11 protein-coding genes, 1 tRNA gene and 1 pseudogene are annotated in these 11,802 nt (G+C 56.3%); 4 read left to right on the top strand and 9 right to left on the bottom strand.

Annotation, left to right across the window (positions count from 1 at the left end; translation table 11 throughout):
• Positions 1-198: 198 nt before the first annotated feature.
• Positions 199-289 (bottom strand) — tRNA-Ser (locus BOW53_RS11700).
• Between the two features lie 192 nt (positions 290-481).
• Here BOW53_RS11700 and BOW53_RS11695 point away from each other — a divergent pair.
• The 3 genes from BOW53_RS11695 to BOW53_RS11685 all read left to right on the top strand — a co-directional run bounded on the left by BOW53_RS11695 (position 482) and on the right by BOW53_RS11685 (position 2,258).
• Positions 482-1,153, top strand: coding sequence for a Bax inhibitor-1/YccA family protein (locus BOW53_RS11695; RefSeq protein ID WP_078488164.1), 672 nt, complete (start codon positions 482-484; stop codon positions 1,151-1,153).
• Between the two features lie 67 nt (positions 1,154-1,220).
• Positions 1,221-1,406 carry a hypothetical protein gene (locus tag BOW53_RS11690; protein WP_078488163.1) on the top strand — a complete coding sequence of 62 codons (186 nt, stop codon included), beginning with the start codon at positions 1,221-1,223 and terminating at the stop codon, positions 1,404-1,406.
• A 153-nt stretch (positions 1,407-1,559) separates the two neighbouring features.
• The gene (locus BOW53_RS11685; protein ID WP_078488162.1) at positions 1,560-2,258 is read left to right on the top strand and encodes a GAF domain-containing protein; all 699 of its coding nucleotides are present in this window, start codon (positions 1,560-1,562) and stop codon (positions 2,256-2,258) included.
• 99 nt (positions 2,259-2,357) lie between these two features.
• Here BOW53_RS11685 and serS read toward each other — a convergent pair.
• From serS to ald, 7 genes and pseudogenes are all read right to left on the bottom strand, one after another.
• Positions 2,358-3,571, bottom strand: a pseudogene (serS, locus tag BOW53_RS11680) (serine--tRNA ligase).
• A 3-nt stretch (positions 3,572-3,574) separates the two neighbouring features.
• Complete coding sequence (locus BOW53_RS11675) at positions 3,575-3,886, bottom strand: DUF190 domain-containing protein (RefSeq protein ID WP_078488161.1); 312 nt, start codon at positions 3,884-3,886, stop codon at positions 3,575-3,577.
• Positions 3,883-4,257, bottom strand: coding sequence for a fluoride efflux transporter CrcB (crcB, locus tag BOW53_RS11670; RefSeq protein WP_078488160.1), 375 nt, complete (start codon positions 4,255-4,257; stop codon positions 3,883-3,885). The genes BOW53_RS11675 and crcB overlap by 4 nt, the downstream gene beginning before the upstream one ends.
• Before the next feature lie 70 nt (positions 4,258-4,327).
• A complete protein-coding gene (locus tag BOW53_RS11665; RefSeq protein ID WP_078488159.1) occupies positions 4,328-5,659 on the bottom strand; it encodes a replication-associated recombination protein A in 1,332 nt (443 codons plus the stop codon).
• A gap of 10 nt (positions 5,660-5,669) precedes the next feature.
• Positions 5,670-6,293, bottom strand: a complete 624-nt coding sequence (lolA, locus tag BOW53_RS11660) for an outer membrane lipoprotein periplasmic chaperone LolA (RefSeq protein ID WP_078488158.1) — start codon at positions 6,291-6,293, stop codon at positions 5,670-5,672.
• Positions 6,294-6,306: 13 nt separating this feature from the next.
• On the bottom strand, positions 6,307-8,565 hold the full coding sequence (locus BOW53_RS11655) for a DNA translocase FtsK (protein ID WP_078488157.1): 2,259 nt from the start codon (positions 8,563-8,565) through the stop codon (positions 6,307-6,309).
• A 117-nt stretch (positions 8,566-8,682) separates the two neighbouring features.
• Positions 8,683-9,741: an alanine dehydrogenase gene (gene ald, locus BOW53_RS11650; protein WP_078488156.1), complete on the bottom strand. Its 1,059-nt coding sequence runs from the start codon at positions 9,739-9,741 to the stop codon at positions 8,683-8,685.
• A gap of 233 nt (positions 9,742-9,974) precedes the next feature.
• Between ald and trxB the strand changes: the two genes are divergently transcribed.
• A complete protein-coding gene (trxB, locus tag BOW53_RS11645) occupies positions 9,975-10,937 on the top strand; it encodes a thioredoxin-disulfide reductase (protein ID WP_078488155.1) in 963 nt (320 codons plus the stop codon).
• A 51-nt stretch (positions 10,938-10,988) separates the two neighbouring features.
• Here trxB and BOW53_RS11640 read toward each other — a convergent pair whose 3' ends face one another.
• Entirely contained in the window at positions 10,989-11,660 is a 672-nt protein-coding gene (locus BOW53_RS11640) for a flagellar brake protein (protein WP_078488154.1), read from the bottom strand.
• Positions 11,661-11,802 lie beyond the last annotated feature (142 nt).

The raw sequence follows: 11,802 nt of genomic DNA, 5'->3' as shown, positions 1-11,802 counted from the left end.
GAACGAAGAAATGAACGGGAAATCGAATATTGGGCTGCTGTTTTAACCGGTCACGTGATCAGCTGATGATGACGACGGTGTTTTTCGAGGTTCCCTTTAATTGTAGTTGATTTTTCAGGACTGTCCCATTTTTGCCCCAAATATTATTTTTCCAACAAAAAAGGCTTACATCAGAAGTGACGTAAGCCTTTGATTCTATGGCGGAGAGGCAGGGATTCGAACCCTGGGAGGGCTACAAACCCTCAACGGTTTTCAAGACCGCCGCTTTCGACCGCTCAGCCACCTCTCCAAACGAGGCGGAAGAATACCCGATTGTTTTTGTGTAGACCACCCCCTCTGTAAAAAATCTACATTTTGAAAGACTAAGCTTGTTTTGTTGAATTTCCGCCCCAATCAAGTATGCTGTGGAACCAATCTGGGGAATCGGAAGTCTCATGCTTCAGATACTGATTGGATAACAAACTAAGGAGTGATTAATCCTATGAATCGTCTTGACTATTCTGTAGCCCGTCCGGCAGGTAATGCCCTGGCGGTCAACAAGGTCATCAAGAACACCTACATGCTGCTGTCCGCCACGCTGGCTTTCAGTGCGGTGATGGCCATGGTTTCACTTTTCATGGCTGTTCCGGTGTGGACCTACACCGCATCCGTGATCGCGGCGATGCTGCTGGGCATGTTCCTGCTACCACGTACTGCTAACTCCTCCTCCGGTATCGGCGTCATATTCCTGATTACCGGCCTGCTCGGTTTCGGGCTCGGGGCGATCATCCAGATCTACCTGGCGCTGCCCCACGGACCGCAGACCGTGGCAACCGCGCTCGGCGGCACCGGCGTGATATTCCTGGGCCTCTCCGGCTATGCATTGACCTCCCGTCGTGACTTCAGCTTCATGGGCGGCTTCATCTTTGCCGGCATGATGGTGATGCTGGTGGGCATTCTGGCCAATATTTTCCTCCAGATGCCTGCACTGCAGCTGGCCATCGCTGGCGGCATCATGCTGCTGATGAGCGCCTACATCCTGTTCCAGACCAGCCAGATGGTCCACGGTGGCGAAACCAACTATATTCACGCCACCTACGGCCTCTACATGGCGATCTTCAACATTTTCATCAGCCTGCTCCAGATTCTTGGAATCTTCGGTGGCGACGACTGATCGAAAGGTTGTTAGCTGAGCACAACCCCGGCCTCTGAGCCGGGGTTGTCATTTAGAGGGCCCCTTCATGGATAATATTTGGCTTCAGATCGGCTCGGCAATCGTCCTCGGGTTGATGCTGCTTTTCCTCTACCCGACGGCAAAACACTGGATGCAGAACAGCCCCAAGGCCCAGGAAGGCGACTGGGCGTCAGCCATTCTCCCCCTTGCTCTGGTAGTCGGTTTTGTACTGCTGCTGATCATGCTGGCGTGATTCCATACCCCGCCTGATATTGTGACTTCTGTCACGAACCGTCTCCGGATTGATTTTAATTCGCTGAAATTCAAGCTTTTTTGCAATCCACTTCTCAGTTTATCCCTGACCCTGTTGGTATCTTTTAATCAACACCCCAGAGGAGATTTGAAGATGGATTCCACCAAACTTGACCGCGTGAAAAAGGAATTGGAGCGATTGAAGGCCAAACACAAGGCTTTCGAGAAGGCTTGGAACGAGACGGGAAACCGTGGTCTTCTCCAGTTCTTCGTGGATATCACGCCAAAATTGCTGAACAGCGAACGCTGCTCGATTTTCATCCTCGACCCCAAGACTGAGCACGTCTGGGTGCAGTGTGGTACTGATCTCAAGGAGCGCTCAGTCAAGGTGCCACAGAAAAACTCACTGGTGGGTGAGATCATCCATAAGGGTGAACACAAGATCCGCGACAATCTCCAAGTGGTTGCAGGCACCCATGACCGTGTAGACCGTAAAACCGGATTCACTACCAAGAATGCCCTGGGCGTGCCCATCTTCAAGTCTCACACCAAGGAAGTCATTGGTGTCCTACAGGTGCTGAACAAAAAAGGTCACCTCGAGTTCAACAACGAAGACGTCGAACTGCTCAAGCGCATGGCAACCCAGCTTCATATGAATATCGAGAGCATCTATCTTCGCCAGGAGATCATCAAGGTAGCTGAAAAGATGGAGAAGAAGATCAGGAAGCTGGAGCGGATACTCATTCAGAACGGCCTGAAAGAGACCAGGGATAGGGATCAGGAACTGACGGGCGAACTGAAACTGACGGAAGATATACTGGGAGCATCGCTGATCTCGAGCAATCTGAACTGACCTCTGAACCGTAACTTAAATAAAAAAGCCCTCGCCTCCTGGCAAGGGCTTTTTTTGTTTACCGGTCATTCTGGCGCTCGCCAGAATAACGATGGATCGTCACCCCAACACTTCCATACCGCCCATGTAGGGCTGAAGCACTTCAGGTACGCGTATGGTCCCGTCCGCCTGCTGGTAGTTCTCCATTACCGCGACCAGGGTGCGTCCCACGGCGAGGCCTGAGCCATTGAGGGTATGTACCAACTCAGGCTTGCCGGTTTCCGGATTGCGCCAGCGTGCCTGGAGACGCCGGGCCTGGAAGTCCTCGAAATTGGAACAGGAGGAGATCTCCCGGTAGGTGTTCTGTGCCGGCAGCCAGACCTCCAGGTCGGCCCCAGTTTCTGAAGAATGGTCTCTGCATGGCCGGTCAGTTCCTCCAGGGCCTGGTAGGACTCCTCGGGACGCACCACCTGCACCATCTCGACCTTTTCGAACTGGTGCTGGCGAATCATTCCACGGGTATCCTTTCCGTAAGAGCCCGCCTCGCTCCTGAAACAGGGGGTCTGGGCGACCCAGCGCCTGGGCATCTCATCGGTCTCGATTATCCCGTCCCGTACCAGGTTGGTGACCGGCACCTCTGCGGTGGGGATCAGGTAGTAGCTGAGTTCGCCGGATAGCTTAAACAGGTCCTCTTCGAACTTCGGCAGCTGCCCCGTGCCCTGGAGGCTGTCGGCATTTACCAGGAATGGCACGTATGTCTCGGTGTAACCGTGTTCCCCGGTATGGGTGTCCAGCATGAACTGGGCCAGTGCACGCTGCATGCGGGCCAGGGAACCCTGCAGGGTAACGAAGCGTGAACCGGTGATCTTGGCGGCGGCCTCGAAATTCATCATGCCACTGTCCACGCCGAGATCCACGTGGTCCTTGGGCTCGAAATCGAACTGGGTCGGCTCACCCCAGCGGCGCTCCTCCCGGTTGTCCTCTTCGTCCCTGCCCTCAGGTACGCTCTCGTGGGGAATGTTCGGAATACCCAGGGTGATATCCCGCAGCTGATCCTGAACGGCAGACAGCTCCTCCTTCGCGCTGTCCAGCTTGGCGCCGAGATCCGCTACTTCCGCCAGCAGCGGCTGAATGTCCTCACGTGCAGCCTTGGCTTTGCCGATTCCCTTGGAACGGCTGTTGCGCTCGTTCTGCAACTCCTCGGTGGAGACCTGGAGCGCCTTGCGCTTTGCCTCGAGGTCAGCGATCTGAGAGACATCCAGCTGCACATGGCGGCGGGCCAGCTGCTGGGCCGTGTTTTCAAGTTCGTTTCTCAGTAAACGAGGGTCGAGCATCGGTTATTCACCCATATTGACATTTGCAGGCCAGCTCACGACGTGGCCTGGTTTAACATAGTTGTTCAGATCTTCGAGCACTTTCTCCACCTTTGACGGTTCATCGAAGAATTCGAGAACCAGGGGCAGATCGAGTGAAATATCCAGCAGCGTGGATGAGTGTACTTTTCCGGTCTGTCCGAATCCCGCTATACCCCTGAAAGCGGTCACACCTGCCATCTGTCCCTTGTCGTGAAGCAGTTCCATCAATTGCTGGTACTGGTGCTTTCCCTCTGTCAGATAGATGCGCACCATGGTGACTTCTCTGGTCGTCATAGTTGCCTCCCAATTGCCAGCCCCAACCAGGCGGCAAATACGCAAGCGACGACGGAGACAATCATGTTCATCACCGCCTTCATGTAATCAGCCTGCTCGATCAGGTTCAGCGTCTCTATGGAGAAAGTGGAGAAGGTGGTGAAAGCACCTAGAAAGCCCACGAGCAGTGCGCCTCGCATTTCAGGGCTAACCATCATACGTTCGATGAACATGACGTAGAGCAGCCCCATCACCAGGGATCCCAACACGTTCACCATCAGGGTGCCGTAAGGAAAACCACGTCCCAGCAGTGCATAGATGCCGTTGGATACCCAGAAGCGCATCAGCGCCCCTGCGGCCCCACCCGCGGCGATTGCTAAAACCTGGGACAATCCGACTCACTCCTGTTGGACAAACACAAAGGATTTATTTTACACCCAGCGAATGCAGATCGCGAAGCGCTTACTTATTTCCCTTCGCCTCTTCGTCAAGCTGTGCCAACCTGGCCAGCTTCTCCCTGATCTTGATCTCCAGCCCCCGGTCCACTGGTTGATAATAGTGACGGGCTTCCACCGCTTCAGGGAAGTAGTGCTCACCCGCGGCATAGGCGTCGGGTTCGTCATGGGCATAGCGGTAGGCCTTGCCGTAGCCCAGCTCCTTCATCAGCTTGGTCGGGGCATTGCGCAGATGGATGGGCACCTCGAGACTGCCCAGTTCACGCACATCCTTCATCGCTGCATTGAATGCCGTGTAAACAGAGTTACTCTTGGGTGCACAGGCCATGTAGAGCACCGCCTGGGCAATGGCCAGTTCCCCTTCCGGGCTGCCCAACCGCTCCTGGGTCTCCCAGGCGTCTAGTGCAACTGCCAGTGCCCTGGGGTCTGCATTGCCGATATCCTCCGAGGCCATCCTCACCACTCGGCGTGCGATATAGAGTGGATCGCAGCCGCCGTCGATCATGCGGCATAGCCAGTAAAGGGCAGCATCGGGAGAAGAGCCCCTGACCGATTTGTGGAGGGCGGAGATCTGGTCGTAGTAGGCTTCTCCCCCCTTGTCGAACCGGCGCAGGTTTCCGGTGATCACCTCCTCCACCGCCTGGCGGGTGATCTCGGGACCATCGGAAAGATCCACCGAGATCTCCAGCAGGTTCAGGGCCCGGCGTGCATCGCCGTCAGCGGCCTCTGCCAGCAGTGTGCGGAGCTCGGGGGGCAGTTGGATTTCCCTGTCCCCAAGGCCGCGTTCCCCATCGTTCAGCGCCTGTTCGATAATCTGCTCAAGTTCATCCTGGGTCAGGGACTTGAGCACATAGGTACGGGCCCTGGAGAGCAGTGCGTTGTTCAGTTCGAACGAGGGGTTCTCCGTGGTGGCGCCAACGAATACCACGGTGCCGCTCTCCACGTGGGGAAGAAAGGCGTCCTGCTGTGCCTTGTTGAAGCGATGTACCTCGTCGATGAAGAGAATGGTGGGCCGCCCCTCCATCTGCTGGGCCTGCTTGGCCTGCTCCACGGCACTTCTGATCTCCTTGACGCCGGAGAGTACCGCAGAGAGGCTGATGAACTGGGCACCGGAGTGCAGTGCGGTCATGCTTGCCAGGGTGGTCTTCCCGGTACCCGGCGGGCCCCAAAAGATCATGGAGTGCAGCCGGTCCGCTTCTATGGCCTTGCGCAGGGGCTTGTCCAGTCCCATGATGTGGGACTGGCCTATGAATTCATCCAGGGTACGCGGACGCATCCTGTCAGCAAGGGGGCGCGTACCCTCCATGCCCGGTTCAGAAAAGAGGTCTTCACCGTTCATTCAAATAGACTCAGTCGGGTCTGAAGATATCCAAACCTTCCGGGGGAACGTAGCGGAAAAAGTTGCTTTCGAATTCGATGTTACACTCGATATCGAAGAACTGAAAACGGGTAATCTGACCGAACTTGTCCGCCATCTCCATCCGCCTCAGTTCATTATTGGTAAAGGCCAGCAGAATCCGCGTGAACTGGCTCTCCTGGTCCCTGGGAATCAGTTCCACCCAGCCCATACCCTGGCGGTTGCCGATATCGATCACCTCGAAGTGGTTCTCCACTGGGTCACCGGTGATAAGCAGCATCGCCGGTGTTCCCTTCAGCGCGGTCTCCTGGTTCTGAACGCTTGCCTGCTCCAGCTCCGGGTCGAGGTGCCATATCTGTCGACCGTCGGCGACGATCATCTGGTCTTCCGGTTCACTGTAATCCCACCGGAAGTATCCGGGACGCTTCAGGTAGAACATGCCCTGGGAACGCGCAGCACTCTCATGATCCTGATCCAGCACCGATTGCTCGAATGCCGCTTTGAGTGTTCTCACCTCTTGCAGAAAAGTATTCATCTGATCCACACCGGTACCGGCGTGGGCCGAACAAGTCAGAAGCAGCAGCATGGCTGCAATAAAGCGTTTCATATTGCGCATTGGAATGGGTTACTCATACATCCGGCGGGGGCGGCGCCAGTACTTCGCGATTGCCATTGCTCTGGGCGGGGCTGACGATGCCTGTCCTCTCCATCTCTTCGATCAGGCGTGCAGCGCGGTTGTAACCGATTTTCAGGCGGCGCTGGACACCGGAGATGGATGCACGACGGGTCTCTGTTACGATCTTCACCGCCTCATCGTAGAGGGGATCTGCATCTTCCACGCTGTCCTGCTCGCCGGGCATACCAGGCAGTGCTTCACTGGTCTCCTGGGTGATCTCTTCGATGTAATCGGGTTCGCCGGTCTTCTTCAGGTGCTCCACCACCCGGTGAACTTCGTTGTCGTCCACAAAAGCGCCATGGACACGCTGGGGGATGCTGCTGCCGGGGGGCATATAGAGCATGTCGCCATGCCCAAGGAGATGCTCGGCACCCATCTGGTCCAGAATGGTACGGGAGTCGATCCTGGATGAGACCTGGAAAGCGATGCGGGTGGGAATATTGGCCTTGATCAGGCCGGTGATCACATCCACCGACGGACGCTGGGTAGCAAGCAGCAGGTGAATGCCCGATGCACGGGCCTTTTGTGCCAGGCGTGCGATCAGCTCTTCCACCTTCTTGCCCACCACCATCATCATGTCTGCCAGCTCGTCGATGATGACGACAATGTATGGCAGCGTGGTCAGGTTCGGAATCTGCTGGGCCTCCACCAGTGGATCTGGCTGGAACAGGGGATCCGGGATGGGCTCGCCCCGTTTCTCGGCATCCTTCACCTTCTTGTTGTAACCGGTAATGTTTCTCACCCCCAGGGAGGCCATCAGGCGGTAGCGCCGCTCCATCTCCCCCACACACCAGCGCAGGGCATTGGCCGCCTCCTTCATATCGGTAACAACGGGCGTCAACAGGTGAGGAATGCCCTCGTAGACCGACAATTCGAGCATCTTCGGGTCCACCATGATGAGGCGCACATCCTGGGGCGAGGCCTTGTAGAGCAGGCTCAGAATCATGGCGTTGATGGCGACCGATTTACCCGAGCCGGTGGTACCTGCAATCAGGGCATGGGGCATCTTGGCCAGATCCGCCACGGAGGGGTGACCTGCAATGTCCTTGCCCAGCGCCAGTGTCAGGGCGGATTTGGCGTGGTCGTAAGCTTCGGACTTCAGTACCTCGCTCAGATAGACCATCTCCCGGTACTCGTTTGGAATCTCCAGTCCGATCACCGATTTGCCCGGTATGACCTCAACCACGCGAACACTGATCGTTGAGAGTGCCCGTGCCAAGTCTTTGGACAGGTTGGTGATCTTGCTGACCTTGGTGCCGGGTGCCAGTCTCAACTCGAACAGGGTGACAACAGGGCCGGGATGAACCGACTCAACCTCCACTTCAACGCCGAAATCCTTCATCTTGATCTCAACCAGCCGCGACATTGCTTCCAGGGCCTCTTTCGAGTAACCCTTGCCGCTGGCCTTGGCCGGATCAAGCAGCGCTAGCGGAGGCAGTTCTCCCACTTCGGGCATGGGCTCGAACAGGGATACCTGTTTCTCCTTCTCGACCCTTGCACTGGCCTTGACCTCCTTGATGACAGGCTCGATGCGGGGCGGCTTGCGCTTCTGGCTCTTCTCTTTCTCGATCTTCACCGCCTCGCTGCGCTGCTTGCGCGCCTCCCTGGCCTTGCGTGAGTCCTGGTGACGGGCTTTAAGCAACAGGGTACGGCGATAGAGCCACAGGGTCGCCTCACCGACCTTGTCCATTGCCGTGAGCCACGAGATCCCGGTAAACAGGGTGAAACCGGCCAACAGGAGGGCTAGGGATAGCAGGCCGCCTCCAGCAAAACTGAATACGCTGACCAGGAATTCCTGGAGGAAAGTGCCCAGGATACCGCCACTGCCCCCGTGGGGATGGAGGGCGAGATTTGGCAGATGCATGGCAGCAAGGGCACTGCCCGCTGCAAGGGTGATGAAAAAACCGAACCAGCGCAGGGCCACCAAGTGCATGTTTATGCTGTCGTCAGGATTGCGTTCCTTGTAGATCAGCCAGCCGCTCCAACCCACCATGACGGGAAAAAGATAGGCGAGAAAACCGAACAGGTAGAGGAATACATCGGCGAACCAGGCACCTACCGGGCCACCGCCGTTGATCACTTGATCCCTAGGGCCCGTGTAGGACCAGCCATGATCCTGTGGTGAGTAGGTAACCAGTGAAAGCATGAAGTAGGCGGCAATGGCCACAAGCAACAACAGGGCGCCCTCTTTCAGACGGCGTCCGATATGCATGCTCACAGTCGATGGCTGCTGATCTGTACGACTTGCCTGACCCACTTATTCCTCACAAAACTCTTGAATATTTAAAAGGTTATTGAATATTTTTCTTATTGTACATGAAATATTGGATCAGATTCCAATCAAAGCGGGATGCAGGATCTCACCGTTTCTCAAGTTAATACCGGACTTGATCGACGGGTCATCCAATCCACCCTTTTCCGCGATTTTCAGGGCGTAGGGTATCAGGCTGGCGGAAAGTGCCTGTGACGACGTTCTCGGCACGGCTCCCGGCATGTTGGTGACGGCGAAATGGGTCACCCCCGATACCTCGTAAGTAGGCTCATCATAACTGGTTGGCCGGGTGGTTTCGACACACCCGCCCTGATCAACCGCAATATCGATAATGACGCTGCCTTCCCTCATCGAAGCCACCTGGTCCGCGCTGACAAGAACAGGCGCCCTGGCACCGGTAATCAGTACCGCACCCACCACGATATCGGCGTTTCTGATCTCCTTGTCCACCTTTTCACTGTAGGGGTAGAGCGCAGTGACGTTATTGCCGTATTCACGCATCACCTCCAGGCGTTCAGGCTTTTTATCGAAAGCGACCACCTCCGCCCCAAGGGCCGCAGCCATCCTGACCGCGTTGCCACCGGCATGTCCGGTACCGAGCACCACCACCCTGCCCCGCTCTGCAGCGGGCAGCCCGCCCAGAAGCACACCTTTGCCACCCTGGGGCCGGTACAACAGGTTTGATCCGATCTGGACCCCGAGGCGTCCTGCGATGTCGCTCATGGGGGCGAGAATGGGCAGTTGCCCGTCCCTTTCCACGGTTTCAAAGGCAACTGTGGTGAGTCCTCTCTGCTGCAGACGCGCCATAAGCGACTTGTCAGCTGCAAAGTGGAGAAATGAGAAGAGCAGGTGGCCCTCCCGCAGGAGCTCGATCTCGTCTCCAATGGGCTCCTTGACCTTGATGATCAGTTCATTTTCGCCGTAAAGGGTTTCGGCATCGGGAACGATATTGACGCCAACCGATTCATACTCGCTGTTCGCGAAACCGCTGTGAATACCGGCATCCCGTTCCAGGCTGACGGTGTGACCCGCCCTGATCAGCTCTGAGCAAGCCTCGGGGACCAGGCCTACCCGTCCCTCCTGGGTTTTGATCTCCGTTGGTATTCCGATCCGCATCCTGTCTCCTTTACCCTTTGCTCGACATTACGTAGTATCTACAGCCTTTGAACTCTGGACCCTGATTCACGACCCGAGTTCCTTGTGTCTGTTGCCGTAAACAGGCCCAACCAAGCATAACAGTTTCTGGCCCTTGAAATAGACCGGATCCATTGCCATATGCTGAACACCAATCCAGGATTCGGGGTAACCAGCCAAGCCCAACAAATGGCATGTCGTATGGAGTTTTATAAATGAGCGAAACCAAACACTGTCGCCTACTCATTCTCGGTTCAGGCCCTGCCGGCTATACCGCCGCAGTCTACGCCGCCCGCGCCAATCTCAACCCTGTTATGGTTACCGGTATGCAGCAAGGCGGGCAGCTGACCACCACCACAGAGGTGGACAACTGGCCTGGTGACTGGGAAGGCGTGCAAGGCCCCGAGTTAATGGACCGCATGCTCAAACATGCCGAGCGATTCGAAACCGAGGTGATTTTCGACCACATCAACAAGGCCGACCTCACCCAGCGCCCCTTTACCCTGACCGGCGACTCTGCCGTCTATACCTGCGACGCGCTGATCATCGCCACCGGCGCATCAGCCCAGTACCTGGGACTCGAATCCGAAGAGGCCTTCAAGGGCCGCGGCGTTTCAGCCTGCGCCACCTGTGACGGCTTTTTCTATCGTAACCAGAAAGTCGCCGTTATCGGCGGCGGCAACACCGCCGTTGAAGAGGCGCTCTACCTCTCCAACATCGCATCCGAGGTCACCGTGGTTCACCGCAGAGATGCCCTAAGGGCGGAGAAGATTCTGCAGAAACACATCCTGGAGAAGGCGGAAAACGGAAACATCACCATCGAGTGGGACCACGTCCTGGACGAAGTGCTGGGTGACGATAGCGGCGTCACCGGCATGCGCATCAAGAACCTGAAGGACGACTCCACCAAGGATATCGACCTGCAGGGCGTGTTCATCGCCATCGGCCACAAGCCCAACACCGACCTGTTCGAAGGCCAGCTCGACATGGAACACGGCTACCTGAAGGTTGAAGGCGGCACCGAAGGCAAGGCCACCATGACCAACATCGAAGGCGTGTTTGCCGCGGGTGATGTCACCGATCACGTCTATCGTCAGGCCATCACCTCCGCAGGTGCAGGCTGCATGGCGGCGCTGGATGCAGAGCGCTTCCTGGACGCCCTGGAAGCCAAGGGCTGATAAGCGATTAACCCGGGGACAGGCCAAAAGCCTGTCTCCGGGCCTCCCCTCCTACTCCAACCCCCCTTTCTGCTCGAGCAGGTAACTGCCCAGCAGGATCTTCTGAAAGCGGTTCACATGGTGAATCTCGATGCCATTGACCACTTCCCAGCCTTTGCTTCGGGATGCTTGTCTGTTGGTACTCTGTTTTCTGAGCGTGGCAACCAAGTCCAGGGTCTCTTCGATGCCGCAGACATCCACCTTGAAGGTCAGTTCCAGCTTGTCACCGGTTTCTCCCAGGCTGCCCTGGCTCAACAGCTTGGCACCTGAAAGGCTCAGATCCTGGATCAGGATGGGTTTCCAGTTATCTTCAGATTCCAGGTTCAGGGTATTCCTTGCCAGTGCCTCTATCCGGGTCTCCACCCGTTCGGCGCTGCGAACAGCGATACTCTCAAAATCTGCCGGATAGGCGAGATGGAGATAGGGGTATGGGGCTGTCGCCACGTGGATGATCTTGGTGAAAAATCCCTTGATATGGCTGCCATGGAGCATTCTCACCGCCAGCAGCTGCCCTTCCCGCATCAGCATCACCTTGCCATCCACCTCCGGCGACGTCACCAGGATACTCTTTCCGGGAACATAGCCGATCACGGTGCCGGCATGACGTTGTTCGTCATGACCGGTGGCCAACACCTGAAGCTGGAATACATCACCAACATGTAGATTCAATTGGTTCTCTGCCACGCGCTCTCTATCCTTCGATTATTCTTCTATTGTTTAAGATTATGGCAACTCTGATTAATTTCGAAAATCGTATACCATCGACCTATTGATCTCCACTCCCAGGAAAACGATGAGACAGCAAAGCCTAGAAGCCAGTGGCTAC

The sequence above is a fragment of the Solemya velesiana gill symbiont genome (assembly GCF_002020805.1).
Taxonomy (GTDB): Bacteria; Pseudomonadota; Gammaproteobacteria; order Chromatiales; family Chromatiaceae; genus Sedimenticola_A.
The sequence above is the reverse complement of the archived record's forward strand: the minus strand, read 5'-3'. Positions and strand labels throughout refer to the sequence as shown.

Coding starts and splice junctions, on each gene's coding strand:
- BOW53_RS11695 (WP_078488164.1), top strand. CDS start 482: ATGAATCGTCTTGACTATTCTGTAGCCCGTCCGGCAGGTAATGCCCTG.
- BOW53_RS11690 (WP_078488163.1), top strand. CDS start 1,221: ATGGATAATATTTGGCTTCAGATCGGCTCGGCAATCGTCCTCGGGTTG.
- BOW53_RS11685 (WP_078488162.1), top strand. CDS start 1,560: ATGGATTCCACCAAACTTGACCGCGTGAAAAAGGAATTGGAGCGATTG.
- BOW53_RS11675 (WP_078488161.1), bottom strand. CDS start 3,886: ATGACGACCAGAGAAGTCACCATGGTGCGCATCTATCTGACAGAGGGA.
- BOW53_RS11665 (WP_078488159.1), bottom strand. CDS start 5,659: ATGAACGGTGAAGACCTCTTTTCTGAACCGGGCATGGAGGGTACGCGC.
- lolA (WP_078488158.1), bottom strand. CDS start 6,293: ATGCGCAATATGAAACGCTTTATTGCAGCCATGCTGCTGCTTCTGACT.
- BOW53_RS11655 (WP_078488157.1), bottom strand. CDS start 8,565: ATGCATATCGGACGCCGTCTGAAAGAGGGCGCCCTGTTGTTGCTTGTG.
- ald (WP_078488156.1), bottom strand. CDS start 9,741: ATGCGGATCGGAATACCAACGGAGATCAAAACCCAGGAGGGACGGGTA.
- trxB (WP_078488155.1), top strand. CDS start 9,975: ATGAGCGAAACCAAACACTGTCGCCTACTCATTCTCGGTTCAGGCCCT.